Genomic DNA, 18,328 nt, shown 5'->3' with positions numbered 1-18,328 from the left:
GCACCGGTCTGACGTCCTCTACCGGCCGCTGACGACCCGCACCGGCCTGACCACCCACACATGCCCCTGACGCCCTGGAGCGAGCGTGAGCCACCTGGACTACCTCCCCGTCACGGACGACAGCTTCGCGACGACCGCGGCGGGGACGTTCACCGCGAAAGTCGTCTCTCCGGGTACGACGGAACTGACCGGCCCGTGCCCCCGATGCGGAGCGATCATCCGGATACCCGTGGTCTCCGGCGTCTACAAGAGCTTCCGCCTGCCGCGACGGCGCCACGCCCCGCCCGCGTCGCAGGCGCTGCTCGAACCCGTGATCTGCACATGCGACGACGACCACCCGGGACGACCGGAGGGCGATGTGGGGTGCGGCGCCTTCTGGATCTTCCGCCTCGAACCGGCCGCGCAGTGAACGTGCGCCTGACGGCCGGGGGGCCCGCCGACGACGCCGTCGGCGTCAGTGCCCGGCAGCGCCACAGCGCGCTGCGCACCGAGTTGCCCAGGGTGCGCGCGGCGGCGCTCGCGTGGCGCAACGGCGTAGCCGGTCTGCTGGCCGCCCTGGTCGGCTTCGGCGTGATCCGCGGCCGCTCGGAGATCGACAAGGTGGCGGCCCCCTGGGACGTGGTGGCGGGCGGACTGCTGCTCGGCGCGCTCACCGTCGGCGCGGCGGGAGCGCTCTGGGCACTGCGCGCTTGCCACGGGCCGATCGGACTGACCCCGGTGGACTCCACGACCTCCGCCGTCACGCAGGATCACGTGATCGCCGAGGCCGCGCTGCTCGACCTCAGGCGCGGCATCGCCGGGACCCTCCTGTGCGGGGCCCTCCTCGTCGGGGCGATCGCGGTCACCTGGTACGCCCCTGCCCGATCCGACCCCCGGCTTCGCCTCCAGCTCCCCGGAGCGGTGGTGTGCGGGACGACCGCAGGGACGGACCACGGCACACTCACGCTCAAGACGGACACGGGGCCCGTCCGAGTGGATCTCGCCCAGGCACTCACGATCCAGGCGGTGGCGACATGCCCGTGAACCGGGAGGACGAGGTGCGCGACCTCATGATCGAGCGCCTGCGCAGCCGGATGGACGGCATCGCGGACCTCGAACTCCGCGCCGCCGCTCTCGCCTCCCTGGCAAAACTCCTCGAAACGCGTGCCAGGGAGCCGGGAGATCTCGTCGAGGCCGCCGACGCGTCGCGCGAGAGCGTACGCCTCACCGGTGACGCGGAGACCCGGGGCAGGTACCTCTACAACCTGGGAGCGCTGCTGGAGACCACGGCCGACAGGACGCGGAATTCATCGGCGTTGAGTGAGGCCGTCGACGCCTACCGGATGGCGCTGCCCCTCGCCGACGCGGAGATACGGCGCGACTGCCGGCACAACCTGATGTTCGCCCGACTCCGGCTGGGCAGGCTCGCCGACCGCCCCGACATGGTCCGGGAGGCGTTCGACACGGCTCGGACCTGGCTGGCCGAAGGGCGCCTGGAGCGCCGCGTCGAGTCCGGGGTGTGGGACGTGGTCATCTGGGGGCTCGAAGAGCCGTGGGTGACCCTCGACATGTGCCTCGACGTCCTGGACAGGGCCCGTGAGAACACGGCCCGTCCCGGACCGGACGCCGTGCGAAGCGAACGGTTCCACCGGTTGTGCTTCCTCCTGCTCCGCGCCGGCACGCTGACGGGCGACGCCCGGTACGCCGCCGAGGCGGTCCAGGCCGGCCGGAGCGCTGTCGCCCTTCTCCCTCCGGGCTCGACGGACCCTGGAGACGCCGAGGGGACGCTCGCCCACGCACTCCGCGTGGAGGGCGCCCACCGGCGTGATCCCGTGATGCTCCAAGAGGCGGTCCGGGTCTCGCGTGCGTGCCTCGCCCGGTGTGCCAGCGGGACTCCCGACCACGCCAGGGCGAGCGGCCGGCTGGCCGAAGCCCTGCTCGCCCTGGACCAGGCGGCGGGCGAGGACGCACGTGCGTGGGAGGCCGTCGGGCACGCGACGACGGCCGTCGAAGCAGCGACGGTTGCGCGGCAGCTGACCGGCGCACTGCCGACCCTCGCCGAAGCCACCCATCGCACGGCGCTCACGTCCGGTGATCCCGCGCTCCTGGACGCCGCCGTCGATCACTACAGGCGGGCACTCACCCGGCCTCGCGCCCGAACGGAGAGAGTGGCCGTGCTGCTGAATCTCGCCGCGCTGCTCTCTCATCGCGCCGAGCACCGGGCGGCGACCCGGCTCACCGACCTCGACGCCGCGATCGCCGCGCTCTCCGAGGGCCTCGCGCTGATGGCCCCCGGGCATCCGAGCCGACGGCAGGCCGCGACCATGCTCATGGGCTCGTACGTTCGACTCCTGGCCGGCGAAGCGTCGGACCAGGTCCTCGACGGGAGCATCGCCGCCGGGGAGAGCCTCGCCACCTGGGCGTGCGAGGACCCGTCGGACGGGCTCGCCGTGCTGTGCGTGCTCGGCCTGGCCACCGGTTATCGCATGCGGTACGACCGGCACCGCGACAGGGCCGATCTCGACCGGGCCGTCGCATGGGCGGAACGCGCCCACGACACGATGTTCGACGACATCCCGGACCTTCCGGCGTTCCTGAGCACTCTGGGCGTCGCGTTGCGCATGCGGTACGACGTGACCGGTTCGGCGGAGGACCTGTCCACGAGCGTCGACCACGGCGCGCGGGGGCTGGACCTCGCCACGCCCGGCGATCCCGCACTGCCCGAGCAGATGGCGCATCAATCGGCGAACCTCCGCGAACGGTTCCACGCCTTCGGCGATCGGGAGGACCTGGAGCGCGCCGTGGACCTCGCACGGCAGGCGCGTGAGCAGGAGCCCAGCTCCCTCGTCCTCACCCATCTCGGGGCGGCGCTCAGCGAGCGATACCAGGCGTACGGGGACGACGCCGACCTCGATGAGAGCATCGAGGTCTACCGCGACGGCCATCGGGCGATCCCACCGCATGAGCGATCGGACGACAACGCCCTCGTGGTCCTGCACAACCTGGCCGTCGCCCAGGCCGAGCGCTACGCGCGGCACGGGATCCCGAGCGACCTGGACGACGCGGTCGAGGGCACGGAAGAGGTGGTCGCGAGGACACCGCTCACGCATCACCAGTACCTCGTCCGGTTGAGCAGCCTCATCCAGGTCCTGCGGCATCGTGCGGCCCTGCCCGGCCACCCGGACGATCTCGACCGGGCCATCGCCTACGCGAGGCGGGCCGCGGAGATGTCCCCACCGGGATCGGCCGTGCACCGGACGGCGGTCGCCGCGCTGCTCGGGCTGTCCGCGACTGCCGGGCACACCGCCCGGAACGCGGGCTCCTTCGACGACACGGTGACGCTCGGACTGCGCATCGTCGAGGACGGCGACAGCACGCACCCCGGCTGGGCGGCCGTGGCGCACAACACCGGCCTCGCCCTCCTGCGTCGTTGGCGGGACCGCGGCGACGCCGACGATCTGGGCAAGGCGATCGACATCTTCCGCATGGGCGCCTCGAACGGATCCGCCGGCGCCGAACAGTCCGCTCTGGGGCTGGGCGAGGCGCTGATCCACCGGGCCATGGCCGACGACGACGCCGCAGGGCGGGCGGACGCGGCCGGCGTGCTGTGGGAGGTCGCCTCCCGGGGCACCGCGCCCGCCCGGATCAGGTTCCGCGCCGCACGCTCGTGGCTGACGGTGGCGGACCGCGCCTCGCCGGATCTGCCCGGGCGCCTCGACCGGGTCATGGGCTTGTTCTCGCTCTCCGCGTGGCGCGGCTCGTCCCGGGCGGCGCAGGAGTCCTGGCTGGTCGCCCATCGCGGATTCCCCGCGCAGGCGGCCCGGGTCGCACTGGAGGCGGGCCGGCCCGACACCGCCGTGGAGCTGATGGAACAGGGGCGCGGGGTCCTCTGGTCGCAACTGCTGGACCTGCGCACCGATCTGGCCCGGATCGCCGACGTCGATCCCCGGCTGGCGGCCCGCATGGCCGAGGTGCGCGACAGCCTGGACGAGCTCGCCTTCCTGGACGACGGTCCCCCCGGGACGCCGGCCGAGGCGGAGCCGCAGGCCCCGGACCGTGCGGAAACCCTGTCCGAGGCACTCGAACGGCTCGCGCGGGGTGACACGGCGGGGGCCATCGGGCTTCTCGAGCCGCTGGCCGACGCCGACGACCCGGTGGCCGTGGCGATGGTCGAGACCCTCACCGGCATCATGCTGTTGAAGTCCGAGGAGCTCGGCCAGGCGAAAGCGGCCTTCCTCCGGTCGATGACCTTCGGCGCCGGGCACTACGCGGCCCAGGCGGCGAGGGCACTCGGTGACATGCTCGGCGACGAAGGGGACTTCGACGGATGTGCCACCGCCTACGAGCGTGCGCTCGCCCTGGACGACAGCGGGGCGTCAGCGGCTTCGGCGCGGGACGCCCTGCGGTGGCTCGCGGCCCGCAGGTCCAGAACGGTGCAGGCTCCGCCGGCCATCGACCGCATGATCCTCCTGGGCGAACCGCCCACGCGAGCCCGCGCCGCCGACGAGCTGTTCAAGCACGGCGAGGACGCCGAACCACTCCTGGTGCTGGAGTGGGCCGTGCGGGAGATGCCCGCCCTCGCCCATGACACACTGCTCGGCGCGTTCCGGGCACGCGTCGGCGACTACGCCGGAGCACGCAGGGCTCTGGAGTCCGCCCTGACCGCACCGGATCCCCGGGCCGCGGCACGCGCAGCCCTGCACCTGGGCGACCTGTGCGTCTCGGAGTTCACCGTTGCGGAGGCCCGGGACGCCTATCGGCTCGCCCGCGACGGCGCGGACCCGGAGACGGCGCGACTCGCACGGAACCGGCTCGCGACCGTGGCACCGGCCGGAGCGGCAGCGGTGTCCGGAGACCTGTTCGACTTCGGCCGGTACGTGGCTCACCGCCGACCGGCGGCACGGGCGCTGGAGGCGCTGACGACCCGGATCGCCGCCGGGGACTCCCGCGCCAGGACCCACTACTACCTGGCCGAGGTCCAGGCGCGGCTCGGCGGCTTCGACGTCTCCGCGACGCTGCGCCGGGCCATGGCCCTGGCGGGAGCCGAGGAGACCGCGCTGATCGCGCTCTGCCGGGGCTGGCTGCGAGCCGAACGAGGAGACGACGCAGAGAGCCGGAAGGCGTACGAGAACGCCTACCGCATCGCCGGCACCAGCGGTGATGCGGAAGTCGCCGCGCTCTCGGCCACCGCACTGGCCTCGTGCCTCGCCGCGGCGGGAGACATCGACGGGGCCGTGGCCGCCTTCGAGCGGGCGGTGGAGACGGGGCACGGGCAGCACGCCCCCGCGGCGGCCTTCGACCTCGCACTCCTGCTCGCCAAGCACGACCGGATACCCGAGGCCAGGCAGGTCTACCGGCAGGTCATCGAGACCGGGCATCCCGTACAGAGCCGAGTGGCGGCGGTCAACCTGCGCCGGCTCGGCGCGGGCGAGGCCACGTGATGCCGTTCGAGGGTCACCGCCGGCCGTAGGCGGTCTCGCCACACCGGCGGCGGACGGTCCGCGACACACGACCTGCCTCGCGATTCGGCATCTCGTGTGAGACGGTCTCCCAGCACCTCGCGCCGCTGGAGGCCGCCGGGCTCGTCGCGACCGGACGGGAGGGCGGCCGCTGCGCGTCGCACGACCCGCGCACGGCCCCGCTGCGGCGGGCAGCCGAGCGACGGCCCGATGCCCGACCCCTCCGGACCGGAGAAGAGCGCTCCATGAAGATCCATCTGACCAGCGTCTTCGTCGACGACCAAGCGAAGGCCGAGCACTTCTACACCGAGATCCTCGGCTTCGTGAAGAAGCACGACGTCCCCTTGGGAGAGGGCGTCCGGTGGCTGACCGTCGTCGCGCCCGACGAGCCCGACGGCACCGAACTCCTCCTGGAGCCCGCCGGCCACCCGGCCGTCAAGCCCTACCGCGACGCGCTCGTCGGTGACGGCATCCCGTTGGCTCAGTTCGCCGTCGCCGACGTGGAGGCGGAGTACGAGCGCCTCAGCGCCCTCGGCGTTCGCTTCACCCAGGAGCCCGTGGTGACGGGTCCTGTCACCACGGCCGTCTTCGACGACACCTGCGGCAACCTGATCCAGATCGCGACACAGCCGCGGTGAGCGGTCGGCCCCGCGGGAGGGTCCGGGCGCCACGGCCACCGGGCCCTCGCCCGGGGTCGGTCCGTCCGACGAGGGCATCCCGGATCGTGCCCGCCACCGCGGTGATCACGCCCAGGCCCAGGCCCAGGACGAGCGACGTCGCGGGTTCGGAGCGCATGCACAGGTGTGTCAGAAGCCGCTCGAGTGGACGATGCGGCCGTGACGGCGGTGCTCCTGGCCGTCCGGGTGGCGGTGCAGAGCGACGAGAGCGGCGTCGTCGTTGAGATGTCCGCGGGTGTGGGCGAGCAGATCGCGGTGGATGTGGTGGAGCAGCGATTCGGGACCGGTTCTGTGCCACTGGGTGATCCGTGTCTCCAGGGGGTAGAAGCGGCCGTTGTCGTCGCGGGCTTCGATGACGCCGTCCGTGTAGAGCAGGAGGGTGTCGCCCGGCTCGAAGGACATCGAGTCGATCGTGTAGGCGTCCGGTCCCGTCGCCATGGTTCCCAGTGGTGGCGCGGGGTGGAGGCTGGGGACCGTGACGACCTTGGCCGGGCTGAGCAGCAGCGGAGGGGGATGCCCGCAACTGATCATCCGGATGATGTGGTCGTCGTCGGGAAGTTCCAGCAGCAGAGCGGTCGCGAAACGCTCGCCGGCCTCCGTGGCCGGCTCGAAGTCGGCCAGGTAGCGGGTGACGCTGTGGTCCAGGGTGGCCGCGAGGTCGGGGAGGGTGGCGTGCCGGTGGGCGGCCTCGCGGAAGGCCCCCAGGAGGAGAGCGGCCTCGCCGATGGCGGACAGCCCCTTGCCTCGGACGTCCCCGATCATGATGCGCACGCCGCCCGCGATGCGCGTGGCCGCGTACAGGTCACCGCCGATCTGCGCCTCGTCCTCGGCGGCCAGGTACAGGCAGGCGATCTGCACGGCCGCCATGCGTTGCGGCAGGGGCCACAGCAGGCCGTGCTGCGCGGCCTCCGCGACCGACCGCACCTGGGCCAACTGGCGCTCGCGGCGCTCGCGCACCCTGCAGAAGAACACGCACAGGCACGAGAGCAGGGCCAGGGCGAGGATCTGGACCAGCACGTTGCGCGTGGTCAGCACACCGAAGTGCCAGCCGATGTACGCCTGCGCCGCCACGGCCAGCGAGCCGATCAGCCCGGTGAGCCAGGCGCCGGTGAACGAGGCGGTGACAGCGGGCGCGATGACGAGGAGCGGCCCCAGATGGATGTCCTCGGGGACCAGCTGGTCGACGACCGTGATCACGGCGATGAGCACGACGGGAATCAGCAGCAACAGCCGGCCCGACCGCCGAGGCTGCCACATACCGGCCGGGGTCTCCTCGATACGCACATATCCCACACTGCCACCGTCGGCAACGCCCCACGAGCAGACACCACGACGCCCTTCGCACGGAGACCAGGCAGTAGCAGCCCGTCAGGACCGCCGTCGCGGGTGCCGCCCGGCCACTGCCGGCGTGAGGCGCCGACCGCGACCGACCCCACCCGGCAGCGGACGTCCGGGCCGCCGGCCCGCCCGGACGTCGCCACGGCCGGACCCGCATCCGGCCCTGACCGGTGACCCTCGGCTCAGCCGGTCCGGCGGTCCTCAGGTCAGGACCAGCCAGCGGCGGCCGTCGATCAGTTCTCGGGCGGCGTCGAGGTGGCCGGCATGGCACGCGGTCTCGGTGATGACGTGCAGCAAGACGTCGCGCAGCGTGTGCAGGTGCGGTTCACCGAACAGGTCGTGGGGCCACCAGGCCAATCCGGCGTCGGCGGCGGTGGCGGTGATGACGGTGTCGGCGAGTTCCGCCTCCCGCCGATACCGGTCGAGCACTTCGACGGCCGGCACCTCCGCGTCCACCTTCCACGCCTCGTCGCCGCTCGTCAGACCGTGGATGACCTCCTCGTCCCCCGCGACGACCGCGCGGAACCAGAACCGCTCCACATCGAGCGCCAGGTGCTGGACCAGCCCGAGACAGTGCCAGCCGGAAGGCAACACGGGCCGTCGAAGGTCCTTCGCGTCGAGCCCGTCCAGGATGCCGAGAACGTGGCGCCGCTGCCCGTCCAGGACCCGAAGGAGCGCCCGCACCTCACTGCCCGGAATCGCATCGCTCGAATTTTCGATCATAGTCACCCATGATCGCCGAACTTCCATGGCGGCGCAGGGAGTTGTTCCCATATTCCGGACTGCCGCCCCCGGCGGGCCTCGCGGCCCGGGACGGCGCGGAACGGGAGGCCTCCGCTGTCTGCTTCGCGGCGTCGGCGCCCTCGGTGGCTGCGCGGATCCGGGTGTCCGCGTCGAAGCGCGCCGCCCCGCCGCCCCGCCTCGGGCGCTGGTCGTCCCACGACGGCCTTGTCGGGCCTCTCGGCGGCTCGTCGACCACCCCGGTGTTTCCGGCTCTGCCGTGCCGCGAGGCCGGACCGGTTGCCGTGATGCGGCTGTCCAGGCCCGTCCGGCTTCCTTCGTTCGGGTGACGTCGCGATGTGCCGGTCGTACGGCTGGGGATGTGTCTGGTAAGTGCCCGCGGTGGACGCGCGGGCTGTGCGGGAGAGGCGGTGGCAAGCCGATGCGCTACGCGACGGCGGCGGTGACAGTGGGTCTGGTGACCGCGGCGCTCATCGGCGCGGCCGGGACGAGCAGCGGCGCACGGGCCGGCGCGGACGACGCCGACACGGGCGCCACAGGGTTGCGCGTGGTCAGTCTCGGTGACTCCTATTCGGCGGGCTACACCCGTCTGGCGGGCGAGCCGGTGGAGCCCGATGTGCCCGGTAAGTCCGGCTGCGAGCAGACGCTGGGCTCCTACCCGTACGTGCTGAGGAGGGAGCTGGCCGGCCGGCTCGCGGCCGTGGTGGACGTCACCTGCGGGGGAGCCACGACCGCCAACGCGCGCAGCACGCCGCAGAAGCCGACAGGCCACGCCGTCCTCGACCGGCTCGGCATACCCCACAGCGATCCGCTGGCGCCGTTCCCGGCGCGCCCGCCGCAGATCGAGGCGGTGGGCCCGGGCACCGACATCGTCACCGTCAGCATCGGCGGCAACGACTACTTCAGCCCCCTGGCCACCCTGTGCCTCGAAGCAGACGCCGTCGGCGACGATCCGGACCAGTGCCAGGACAACCTCAAAGACGGCCAGTACGCCGCTCTCGGCCTGCCGGCCGACGATCCCGCCCTGGACAGGCCCCAGCGGGCGCTGGTCGCCGACTTCCGGGAACTGCTCGGCGCACTGCACGCCAGAGCACCGCACGCACGCATCTACACGATCGGCTACCCCACGGTCATCCCCGAAGACACCGGCACCTGCGCCCGCACCTCCCAGGAACTGTTCACCCTCAACCGCGGTGACCTCGACTGGCTGCGCCGGACCCTCGACGGTGTCAACGCGGCCATCGCCGCCTCGACGGCCGACGCCGTCAAGCAGGGAGTGCCCGCCCGGTTCGTCGACACCCACCACGCCACCGTCGGCAAGGACGCCTGCGCTCCGCGCGCGGTCAAGTGGGTGGAGGGCTGGACGGAGAAGGCCGGCACGGTCGGCGAAGGGGGGTGGGGAGACGCGGCGCTGATCCACCCCAACCACCGCTACCACCAGTACGTCGCCGGACAGCTCGCCCAGCGCATCACACACGACGCCGCGCCGGTCACCCGCTGATCCCCCGGACGAGTGCGGCCACCGCACTGCGCACACCCCGGGCACGACCCCGGTGTCACAGTGCCGTGACCGCGTCGTCGGACAGCGCCGCGTCCAGAGGCGCCGCGCGTCTCCGGCAAGGAAACCGAGCTCGGGACGCCGGACGAGCGTCAGCCGGCGACGGTGAGGACGAGCTTGCCGCGGGTCCGGCCGGCCTCGCCGCGGGCGTGGGCCGTGCCGGCCTGCTCGAGCGGGAAGGTCTCCTCCACCTCGACGGCGACCTCACCGGCGTCGATCAGGTCCGCGATCGCGGCCAGCGCCGCGCCGTCCGGCTCGACCAGGTAGGGAGTCACCCGCACGCCGGCCGCCTCGGCGGCGGCGGCCAGATCCGGGGAGACGCCGGCCGGGACGGCCACCAACAGACCGCCCGGGCGCAGGACCTTCAGCGCGCGCGTGCTGGTCCGGTCATGCGCGTCGCCCACCAGGTCGATGACGACGTCGACGTCGGCGGCGGCGTCCTCGAAGCGGACGGCGGTGTAGTCGATGGTCTCGTCGGCGCCGAGTTCCTTGAGCCAGGGATGGCGGCCCGCACTGGCGGTGGCGATCACGTGTGCGCCCAGGTGCCGGGCGAACTGGACGGCGAAGTGACCCACCCCGCCCGCGGCGGCCGTGATCAGGACGCGCCGGCCGGCCCGCACGTGGGCGGTGTCGACCACGGTCTGCCAGGCGGTCAGTGCCGCCAGCGGCACGGCGGCCGCGTGCACGTGGTCGAGGGTGGCCGGCTTGCGGGCCCACTGGCGGGCCGGTGCGGTCACGTACTCGGCGTAGGCGTTCGCGGCGCGCGGGAACCACGGCATGCCGTACACCTCGTCGCCGGGCGCGAGCGTGGTGACGCCGAAGCCGACCTCCTCGACGACACCGGAGACGTCCCAGCCCAGGGCGAGCGGAAACGTCTGCAGCCCCGCCATGCCCTGTCCCTCGCGGGTCTTCCAGTCCACCGGGTTGACGCCGGCTGCGTGCACACGTACCAGCACCTCGGTCGGCAGCGGCTCGGGGCGCGCGACCTCCTCGACGGTCAGCACCTCGGGCCCGCCGAACTCCCTCACGGTGACAGCCCGCATGATGTGCTCGCTCATGTCGTCCTCGTTCATGTCCGTCCACTTCTTTCTCGCACCGGGACCACGGCCCCGGTGCGAGAAAGCTTGGCGTGGGTCGGCGGAGGAGGATGAGTGGCCGGAGGGTCACCTGTCGTACCATTCCGGCCATGCCGCATCGTGTCGTCGTTCTCGCCCTCGACGGAGTCCTGCCACTGGACCTGGGCATCCCGGCCCGGGTGTTCAACGAGGCCTGTGAACCGGACGGGACCCGTCTGTACTCCGTCAGCACCTGCTCCCTCGGCGGCCGGCCGGTACGCACGCACGAGGACTACCGGATCGTCGTCGACCACGACGAGTCGGCGCTGGAGACCGCGGACACCGTCGTACTCGCCACCCAGGAGCCCAGCGAGCACCTGCTCACGACCGGCACGCTTTCCGAGGAGCTCGCCGCGGCGCTGGACCGGATAGGGCCGCGGACCCGCGTCGTCAGCCTGTGCACCTCTGCCTTCCTGCTCGCGGCGGCCGGTCTGCTGGACGGTGGGCGGGCCACCACGCACTGGGCGCTGTGCGACGCGCTGGCGCGGCTGTTCCCCGACGTCGAGGTCGATCCGGACGTGCTGTTCGTCGACAACGGACGCATCCTGACCTCCGCCGGCGGAGCGGCCGGCATCGACCTGTGCCTGCACCTGGTCCGTCTGGACCACGGGACGGCGGTGGCCTCGGCCGCCGCGCGCCGCTGCGTGGTGGCGCCGTGGCGCGAGGGCGGGCAGGCGCAGTTCATCGAGCACCCGGTCCCTCAGGACACCGACCGTTCCACTTCGGCCACCCGGCGGTGGGCGCTGGACCGGCTGGCCGAACCGGTCACGCTGGAGGACATGGCCCGGCACGCGCACATGAGCGTGCGCACCTTCACCCGGCGGTTCCGCGGCGAGGTGGGCAGCAGCCCGCTGAAGTGGCTGGCGCAGCAGCGGCTGGCGCACGCGCGCCTGCTGCTGGAGTCCACCGACCTGACCGTCGCACGAGTCGCCACCGCCTGCGGCTTCGGCGACCCCGTCGCCCTGCGCAAGCACTTCCACACGCACCTGGGCCTGTCACCGCTGGCCTACCGTCGCGCCCACAGCGCGCCGCAGCCGGTGACGGTGCCGATGACGGCACGGTGACCACCCGGCCGCGGCGACGGCCCACCCGTCACCGGTGGGGTGATCTTCGCGTCAGCCGCGCGGAAAGGCGGCCCGCCCGTCACCGGCGGAGCGCTCTTCGTGTCAGCCGCGCGGAAAGGCGGCCCATGCGGTGATGGCGAAGCCGTCGCGGTCCCGCCGGACCTCGGCGGCCCCGTGCCCCGGCCAGTGGGCCGGGATGACGAGCTCGCGCAGTTCGGCGGCGCGGGCGAGTGACCGCCGGTGCGGGCGGCGAAGAAAGGGGCGGCGGAGGCGCCGTCAGGTCACTCCACGATCTCGGCGCTCACGAGCACGACGTCCTCCTTCGGGACATCGGCGTGCCCGCCCCTGGACGTCGTGGGTACGGACTTGATCTCGTCGACCACGTCCTGGCCCTCGACGACCTCCCCGAACACCGCGTAGCCCCAGCCCGCGCCGGACTTCGCGGTGTGGTCGAGGAAGGCGTTGTCGGCGACGTTGACGAAGAACTGCGCGGTGGCGGAGTGGGGGTCCGCGGTACGGGCCATCGCCACCGAGTACCGGACGTTCTTGAGGCCGTTGTCGGCCTCGTTCCGGATCGGGGCGTGCGTCTCCTTGCGCCGCAGGCCGGGCTCCATCCCGCCGCCCTGGACCATGAAATCGTCGATCACCCGGTGGAACACCGTGCCGTCGTAGAACCCGTCCCTGACGTAGGAGAGGAAGTTCTCCACCGTCACGGGCGCCTTCTCCGCGTCGAGGCGGATCACGATGTCTCCGTGGTTGGTGCTCAGCTTGACCTTGGACAAGACAACCCCACTTCAGGAGCTTTCGACAGGTGCGGAACGTCGGCCATCCTCGCAGGCCCCCGACCGTCCCGGCGCATCCGCCACACGGCTCCGCAGCGGGACCGGGCGCCTGCGTCGGGACGGGCGCGGGCGGGCGCCCGTCGCGCATGCCTTCCGGGGCGTCTCCGCCGACTTCCCATGGCGGTGGGGCCGCGGTCAGTCCGTGGCCTCTCTTCCCGAACTCGCTCCGTACGCGCGCGACGCGGTGATACTCCGTCCCGAGCGGGCGGAACCGGACCGCCGGGCCACTTCGACCGGCGGGCCGCCGCCGATCGAAGTGGCCGAGTGACGAACCGTGGCCGGCGCCGGTCCACCGTGCGGTGGCGTCACGGCACCGGGCAGGCAGCCGGTCCGGGCCTTCGTCCCGGACGGGACCTATGAAACGGCGTGCAGCCGCTCTCTGACGCCCGGCCACTCCTCGCTGAGGATGGAGTAGTAGGCGGTGTCACGTACCGAACCGTCCACAGCGCGTGCGTGGGCGCGGCGGACGCCCTCGAAGCGTCCGCCGATCTTCTCGATCGCGGCGCGGGAGCGGGCGTTGCGGCAGTCGGTCTTCAAGGTCACCCTCAGGACGCCCCAGACGTCGAACGCGTGGGTCAGCATGAGCAGTTTCGCCTCGGTGTTGCAGCCGGTCCCCTGAGCGCGGGCGGACAACCACGTGCTGCCTATCTCCGCCACCGTGGGGACGGCGTCCGGCCGGGGTGTCGTACGGCCGGGCGGCCAGGACGGGGGCCAGGACCAGTAGTCCAGGTCGAGGAAGCGAGTGGAGCCCACGATCTCGCCCCGTCGTCGATCCCGGATGACGAAGGGCAGCGCCCATCCGGTCCGCTGATCGTCCAGGGCAGCGCTCACGTACCCGGCCATCGAGTCCGGGTCGGCGGGTACCAGGGTGAAGCCGTATGCCTCCCGTGACTGCGACGCGGCTCGCGCCAGTTCGGGGGTGTGGCCGGTTTCCAACGGTTCAAGGGAGACGCGTTCGCCGCGCAGGGTCACCTTCTCGGGCACGGAGCCACGATAGGCCGCTGACGACGGGCCCCGCCACGCTTTTACGGGACCCCGCCTTCCGGCCGGGCCGACAGCCACACCCCACGGCACACACGGCACGCTCGAAGGGCGGACAGGTGTCCCCCGGACCCTGGACCGCGGCGCGAACCCGACCTGCTCGCCGACGGCCGGCCGGCGCGAGAGACCGTTGGCCTTCTCGTCCAGACCGCGTCCCTCTTGTGACGGTCGGATCATGCATCAACTCCCCGGTCGCTCGCGACAGTTCATGAGCACGGAAGACTGACGTCCTGCGGGACAGCATGACGACGCGTGTACGACGAACACGCCTGATTACCTCAACGAGTGACATGAGGAACGGATGACCGACGGACACTGGCGGCCACCGCGGGTTCGTCGGCCCCGGCGGCTGCCGGTGCGCGGGGAGGTCCGTGACCGGTCACGAGCGTCGACGCCGGACCGGGACGCCGGCGACGCTGCTCCTGCGAGCGAGCGTCGCCGACGCATGGACGTCGCCGGGACCGGCGTCAGTGGGCCGGTTCGAGAGGGGCGGCGTCCGGGCGCCCGGCGCCCAAGTGGGTCGTGAGGAAGCGGGCGACGCGGTCGAGTGCGGCGTCCGCCTCGTCGAGGCGGCCGTAGTGGTGCTGGAAGACGTGCGGGAGGCCGGATGCTATCTCGAGCGTGACCTCGACGTCGTCGGCGCCCGCGCGGCCGGCCAGCCGGACCGCGTCGTCGAGCAGCATTTCGTTCGCCCCGACCTGTACGAGCAGCGGTGGCAGTCCGGTGAGGTCGGCGAAGACCGGGCTGGCCAAAGGGTGCGCCCGATCGCCCGTGCCGAGGTAGAGATCGGTGTACTCGCGCAGGTCGGCCTCGATGAAGATGGGGTCGGCGGCCTCCTTGGAACGGATGCTTCCTCCCGAGAGGGTGAGGTCGGCCCAGGGGGAGAAGACGGCCGCGGCGGCTGGTTGCGGCAGCCCGGCGTCCCGGGCCGCGAGCAGCGTGGCGATGCTCAGGCCGCCGCCGGCGGAGTCGCCGGCCACGACGATGTCCTGTGCATCGGTGCCCGCCGCCAGCAGATCCCGGTAGGCCGCGAGTCCGTCGTCGACGGCCGCGGGGAAGGGGTGTTCGGGCGCCATCCGGTAGTCCACCGACACCGCTCGCAGCCCGGCGCGGCGGGCCAGTTCGGCGACCAGCCCCGCATGGGTGTCCGGTGAGCCGATGACGTAGCCGCCGCCGTGCAGGTAGAGCAGCCGGCCGTGGGGGGAGCGTTCGGCCGGCTCCAGTTCCAGCGCCGGCCGTCCGCCCAGGACGGTCCTGCGGGTGACCACGTCCGCCGGCGCGGGGCGGGTGAGGGCCGCGGCGAAATCCGCGCGCTGCTGCTCGGGGGTGCGCCGCGTCTCGCTGCGAGGGACGGAACGGAGCAAGGCGTCCAGGGCGTCGCGCTGCTGTCGGGACATGTCAGGCCTCCATGACCGGGGTGCGAAAATGGATTACGCGGAATGCATCTGCCTTGATCCAACCCGATTCCCGGGAATCTGATTCCCAGGAATCTACTGGGGGTTTCTGTGAGCTACGTCACGCCGATCTTCATCGACCTGGTCCGCGTCGAGACCCGGCTCTACAACGCGGCGAGCGCCCGGCTGCGCGCCGAACAAGGGTTGGGGCTAGGACAGTTCGAGCTCCTGGAGATCATCGACCGCGTCCCGGGGTGCCGCGTGCTCGACATCGTCGGCGAACTGGCGATCACCGTGGGAGCCGTCAGCAAGGCGGTCGACCGGCTGGTGGCTGCGGGCTGGTGCCGACGGGTCGCGAATCCCCAGGACCGCCGCTCGTCCGTCCTCCACCTCACACCCGAGGGCAAGGAGAGGCTGGCCGCCTCCCGCCCCGTCGTCGAAGGCGAACTCGTCTCGCTCATCGCCGCCGTCCCCCCTGACGAACTGACCCGCATCGCCTCGGCCCTGACCACCCTTCGCGCGGCCCTGGAGGCGGGGTCCCACGGTCAACTGGGCTGAGGGACGCGGCAACCGCATCCGCCGCCAGGGCATTCCCGCCGCACGGACGCGAACCGGGACATCCGGAGGACAGCTTTGGCGCCGTAGCGGCCGTTCGCGAACCCTGACAGATGTCATGGGTGGATCATGGGCCGGCTCACTGCCGCGGGAGGGGCTCGCGGGGCGACCCTCGGGGGTATGACCCCACCCGCGGCAGAATCCGAGTCCACACCCGCGTCCGAGCTGGCGCCGACCGCACGGGCCCTGCGCCCGGTCGAGCGCCTCGTCGGCTGCTACCTCGCCCTCAGTGTCGCGACCCTCGTCGCCGTCTTCCTGCTCCGCGACCACGCGGACCTCGTCGACGACGCGGTGTGGACACGCACCGTCATCGTCGTCGCGAGCGCGGCCCTCACCCGCGCCTTCACCGTCGGCGCCGCGCGCGGCTCGCGCCGCGCCTTCCTCCGGCTGCGCGTCGTCACGGCCGTGATGACGGTGGCCGTCGCCGTCGTCGTGGCGCTGCCCGGCCTCTTCCCCGTCTGGCTCCGCGTCGAGCAGAGCGTCTGCGGACTGCTCCTGCTCGGCGTCGTCCTGGTGGTCAACGGCCGTGATGTGCGCGCCCTGTTCCGGTCCCGATGAGCTCACCGCGGCCCGGCAGCGGTGTTACCGTGCCCGGCATGCAGGCACCAGGAGCGACGGCGGTGAGCCGTGATCCGCAGCGTTGGTCCCGGGGCTGGCGGCGGACGCTGCTCGCCGCCGGCATGCTGGCCTACCCCGCCGTCACCGCGGTCGGTGTCGCCCAGTACAACGCCGGTGGCGCCCGGATCACCGGGTTCGCCGTCGTGGCCGCGTTCTGCGTCTGCTACGTCCTCGGGACGCTCGCCGCCGGCCGGGGTGCGCCGCGTCACCCGGCCCTGCCGTTCGCCGTGCTGACCGTGCTGTTCCTCGCCGCGCTACCGCTCGCCCACGAGTACGCGTTCTTCCTGGGCACGGTGATCGTCGCCTTCGCCGCGCTGCGCCGTCGCCGGTACGCCGCCCTCCTCATCGGCACCGGGGCGGTGGCCGCCGTCGTCGTCCCCTGGGCGGTGCGGCCCTGGCACAGCGGCCCCGGCTGGCTCGAGGCCGTCGCCCTGGTCTTCACCGCACTGACCGTGTCCGCGTTCGGCGAGATCGCCCAGTCGAACCAGGCGCTCGTCGAGGCCCGCGCCGAGGTCGCCCGGCTCGCCCGGCAGACCGAACGGGACCGGATCGCCCGGGACCTGCACGACCTCCTCGGCCACTCCCTCACGGTCATCACCGTCAAGAGCGGCCTCGCCCGCAAGCTCGCCGCCACCGGGTCGGAGCGCGCCGTCGACGAGATCACCGAGGTCGAGCAGTTGTCCCGGCGGACCCTCGCCGACGTGCGAGCCGCGGTCTCCGGGTACCGCGAGGTGACCCTCGCCGGTGAACTCGCCCGCGGACGCGAGCTGTTGCGAGCCGCGGGCGTGGAGGCACGCCTGCCGCCGACGACGGAGCCCGTCGGGGTCGAGCAGCAGGAACTGTTCGGATGGGTCGTGCGGGAGGGGCTGACGAACGTGGTGCGGCACGCACGGGCCACACGCTGCGAGGTGATCCTGACCGAGTCGGCCGTGGAGATCCGGGACGACGGCGCCGGCGCCGTCGGCGGCACCGGGGGAGCGGGGAACGGACTCGCGGGACTGCGGGAGCGGGTGGCGGAAGCCGGCGGCGTGTTGGAGGCCGGGCCGGTCGCGCCGCGTGGCTGGCGGTTGCGGGTGGCGCTGTGAGGCACGGACGCCGGGCGCCGGGAACGCGACAGGGAGAGACGACGCCATGACGAACCACCGCACCATCCGGCTGCTGCTCGCCGACGACCAGGACCTGATCCGCAGCGCGCTGTCCGCCCTGCTCGACCTGGAGGACGACTTCGAGGTCGTCGCCTCCGTCGACCGCGGGGACAAGGTCGTCGACGCCGCCCTCGCCCACGACCCGGACGTCGCCCTGCTCGATGTCGAGATGCCCGGACTCGACGGGCTCGCCGCCGCAGCCGAGCTCACCGCACGAGTGCCACGGTGCCGCGTCGTCGTCCTCACCACCTTCGGCAGGGCGGGCTATCTGCGGCGCGCCATGACCGCAGGCGCCGTCGGCTTCGTGGTGAAGGACGCGCCGCCCGAGGCGCTCGCCGACGCCGTCCGCCGGGTGATGCGTGGAGAGCGCGTCGTGGACCCGGAGCTCGCGGCCGCCACCCTCGCCGCGGGAGAGTCACCGCTGACCCCCCGCGAACGGGACGTCCTGCTGGCCGCCCGGGCGAGCGGTTCCGTGGCCGACATCGCCGGCACCCTCCACCTCTCCGAGGGCACGATCCGCAACCATCTGTCGTCCGTCATCGCGAAGACCGGTACGCGCAACCGGATGGAGGCGGTGCGGGTGGCCGACGAACGCGGCTGGCTCTGACCCCGGAACCCCGCCGGCCCCCCGGCACCGTCCGCCTCGCACACCCCGGCACCGGGGCATGTTCCGACGCCGGCCGGCGTCGGGGGCGTGAGCGGCACGGAGCGCCGCTCACGCCGGGGCATAACCCGAGCACAC

Annotated in this window: 16 protein-coding genes; 10 read left to right on the top strand and 6 right to left on the bottom strand. The window is 72.8% G+C overall.

Annotation, left to right across the window (positions count from 1 at the left end; translation table 11 throughout):
• The first annotated feature begins 85 nt into the window (after positions 1-85).
• The 4 genes from ACH5A8_RS26175 to ACH5A8_RS26160 all read left to right on the top strand — a co-directional run bounded on the left by ACH5A8_RS26175 (position 86) and on the right by ACH5A8_RS26160 (position 6,076).
• Positions 86-409, top strand: coding sequence for a hypothetical protein (locus ACH5A8_RS26175; protein ID WP_399005822.1), 324 nt, complete (start codon positions 86-88; stop codon positions 407-409).
• Positions 406-1,023, top strand: coding sequence for a hypothetical protein (locus ACH5A8_RS26170; RefSeq protein WP_399005820.1), 618 nt, complete (start codon positions 406-408; stop codon positions 1,021-1,023). The genes ACH5A8_RS26175 and ACH5A8_RS26170 overlap by 4 nt, the downstream gene beginning before the upstream one ends.
• On the top strand, positions 1,014-5,420 hold the full coding sequence (locus tag ACH5A8_RS26165; protein ID WP_399005818.1) for a hypothetical protein: 4,407 nt from the start codon (positions 1,014-1,016) through the stop codon (positions 5,418-5,420). Before ACH5A8_RS26170 ends, ACH5A8_RS26165 begins: the two co-directional genes overlap by 10 nt.
• A 263-nt stretch (positions 5,421-5,683) precedes the next feature.
• On the top strand, positions 5,684-6,076 hold the full coding sequence (locus ACH5A8_RS26160; protein WP_399005817.1) for a VOC family protein: 393 nt from the start codon (positions 5,684-5,686) through the stop codon (positions 6,074-6,076).
• A gap of 168 nt (positions 6,077-6,244) precedes the next feature.
• Here ACH5A8_RS26160 and ACH5A8_RS26155 read toward each other — a convergent pair whose 3' ends face one another.
• Both ACH5A8_RS26155 and ACH5A8_RS26150 read right to left on the bottom strand, forming a co-directional pair.
• Positions 6,245-7,372 carry a PP2C family protein-serine/threonine phosphatase gene (locus tag ACH5A8_RS26155; RefSeq protein ID WP_399005950.1) on the bottom strand — a complete coding sequence of 376 codons (1,128 nt, stop codon included), beginning with the start codon at positions 7,370-7,372 and terminating at the stop codon, positions 6,245-6,247.
• A 282-nt stretch (positions 7,373-7,654) separates the two neighbouring features.
• The gene (locus tag ACH5A8_RS26150; RefSeq protein WP_399005948.1) at positions 7,655-8,176 is read right to left on the bottom strand and encodes a DinB family protein; all 522 of its coding nucleotides are present in this window, start codon (positions 8,174-8,176) and stop codon (positions 7,655-7,657) included.
• Positions 8,177-8,615: 439 nt separating this feature from the next.
• Here ACH5A8_RS26150 and ACH5A8_RS26145 point away from each other — a divergent pair, with 439 nt between their 5' ends.
• A complete protein-coding gene (locus ACH5A8_RS26145; RefSeq protein ID WP_399005815.1) occupies positions 8,616-9,695 on the top strand; it encodes an SGNH/GDSL hydrolase family protein in 1,080 nt (359 codons plus the stop codon).
• Between the two features lie 149 nt (positions 9,696-9,844).
• Here the strand turns inward: ACH5A8_RS26145 and ACH5A8_RS26140 are convergent, their stop codons facing one another.
• Complete coding sequence (locus tag ACH5A8_RS26140) at positions 9,845-10,810, bottom strand: NADP-dependent oxidoreductase (protein WP_399005946.1); 966 nt, start codon at positions 10,808-10,810, stop codon at positions 9,845-9,847.
• 128 nt (positions 10,811-10,938) lie between these two features.
• Between ACH5A8_RS26140 and ACH5A8_RS26135 the strand changes: the two genes are divergently transcribed.
• Positions 10,939-11,931 carry a GlxA family transcriptional regulator gene (locus tag ACH5A8_RS26135; protein ID WP_399005813.1) on the top strand — a complete coding sequence of 331 codons (993 nt, stop codon included), beginning with the start codon at positions 10,939-10,941 and terminating at the stop codon, positions 11,929-11,931.
• A 281-nt stretch (positions 11,932-12,212) separates the two neighbouring features.
• Here ACH5A8_RS26135 and ACH5A8_RS26130 read toward each other — a convergent pair whose 3' ends face one another.
• From ACH5A8_RS26130 to ACH5A8_RS26120, 3 genes are all read right to left on the bottom strand, one after another.
• Positions 12,213-12,713, bottom strand: a complete 501-nt coding sequence (locus tag ACH5A8_RS26130) for a peptidylprolyl isomerase (protein ID WP_399005811.1) — start codon at positions 12,711-12,713, stop codon at positions 12,213-12,215.
• Positions 12,714-13,127: 414 nt separating this feature from the next.
• Positions 13,128-13,757 (bottom strand): GNAT family N-acetyltransferase, encoded by a 630-nt coding sequence (locus tag ACH5A8_RS26125; protein ID WP_399005809.1) that lies wholly within the window; start codon positions 13,755-13,757, stop codon positions 13,128-13,130.
• 524 nt (positions 13,758-14,281) lie between these two features.
• Complete coding sequence (locus ACH5A8_RS26120; RefSeq protein WP_399005807.1) at positions 14,282-15,211, bottom strand: alpha/beta hydrolase; 930 nt, start codon at positions 15,209-15,211, stop codon at positions 14,282-14,284.
• A 108-nt stretch (positions 15,212-15,319) separates the two neighbouring features.
• Here ACH5A8_RS26120 and ACH5A8_RS26115 point away from each other — a divergent pair, with 108 nt between their 5' ends.
• The 4 genes from ACH5A8_RS26115 (at position 15,320) to ACH5A8_RS26100 (ending at position 18,193) form a co-directional block, all read left to right on the top strand.
• The gene (locus tag ACH5A8_RS26115; RefSeq protein WP_399005806.1) at positions 15,320-15,766 is read left to right on the top strand and encodes a MarR family winged helix-turn-helix transcriptional regulator; all 447 of its coding nucleotides are present in this window, start codon (positions 15,320-15,322) and stop codon (positions 15,764-15,766) included.
• A 177-nt stretch (positions 15,767-15,943) separates the two neighbouring features.
• The gene (locus ACH5A8_RS26110) at positions 15,944-16,381 is read left to right on the top strand and encodes a hypothetical protein (protein WP_399005804.1); all 438 of its coding nucleotides are present in this window, start codon (positions 15,944-15,946) and stop codon (positions 16,379-16,381) included.
• Between the two features lie 38 nt (positions 16,382-16,419).
• Positions 16,420-17,526, top strand: coding sequence for a sensor histidine kinase (locus ACH5A8_RS26105; RefSeq protein WP_399005802.1), 1,107 nt, complete (start codon positions 16,420-16,422; stop codon positions 17,524-17,526).
• 46 nt (positions 17,527-17,572) lie between these two features.
• Positions 17,573-18,193: a response regulator transcription factor gene (locus tag ACH5A8_RS26100; RefSeq protein WP_399005800.1), complete on the top strand. Its 621-nt coding sequence runs from the start codon at positions 17,573-17,575 to the stop codon at positions 18,191-18,193.
• Positions 18,194-18,328 lie beyond the last annotated feature (135 nt).

This window comes from Streptomyces sp. NPDC018610 (assembly GCF_044391765.1).
Taxonomy (GTDB): domain Bacteria; phylum Actinomycetota; class Actinomycetes; order Streptomycetales; family Streptomycetaceae; genus Streptomyces.
This window is presented reverse-complemented; position numbering and strand designations above follow the sequence as displayed.

Coding starts and splice junctions, on each gene's coding strand:
- ACH5A8_RS26165 (WP_399005818.1), top strand. CDS start 1,014: ATGCCCGTGAACCGGGAGGACGAGGTGCGCGACCTCATGATCGAGCGC.
- ACH5A8_RS26160 (WP_399005817.1), top strand. CDS start 5,684: ATGAAGATCCATCTGACCAGCGTCTTCGTCGACGACCAAGCGAAGGCC.
- ACH5A8_RS26155 (WP_399005950.1), bottom strand. CDS start 7,372: ATGTGGCAGCCTCGGCGGTCGGGCCGGCTGTTGCTGCTGATTCCCGTC.
- ACH5A8_RS26150 (WP_399005948.1), bottom strand. CDS start 8,176: ATGATCGAAAATTCGAGCGATGCGATTCCGGGCAGTGAGGTGCGGGCG.
- ACH5A8_RS26145 (WP_399005815.1), top strand. CDS start 8,616: ATGCGCTACGCGACGGCGGCGGTGACAGTGGGTCTGGTGACCGCGGCG.
- ACH5A8_RS26140 (WP_399005946.1), bottom strand. CDS start 10,810: ATGAGCGAGCACATCATGCGGGCTGTCACCGTGAGGGAGTTCGGCGGG.
- ACH5A8_RS26135 (WP_399005813.1), top strand. CDS start 10,939: ATGCCGCATCGTGTCGTCGTTCTCGCCCTCGACGGAGTCCTGCCACTG.
- ACH5A8_RS26120 (WP_399005807.1), bottom strand. CDS start 15,211: ATGTCCCGACAGCAGCGCGACGCCCTGGACGCCTTGCTCCGTTCCGTC.
- ACH5A8_RS26110 (WP_399005804.1), top strand. CDS start 15,944: ATGACCCCACCCGCGGCAGAATCCGAGTCCACACCCGCGTCCGAGCTG.
- ACH5A8_RS26105 (WP_399005802.1), top strand. CDS start 16,420: ATGCAGGCACCAGGAGCGACGGCGGTGAGCCGTGATCCGCAGCGTTGG.
- ACH5A8_RS26100 (WP_399005800.1), top strand. CDS start 17,573: ATGACGAACCACCGCACCATCCGGCTGCTGCTCGCCGACGACCAGGAC.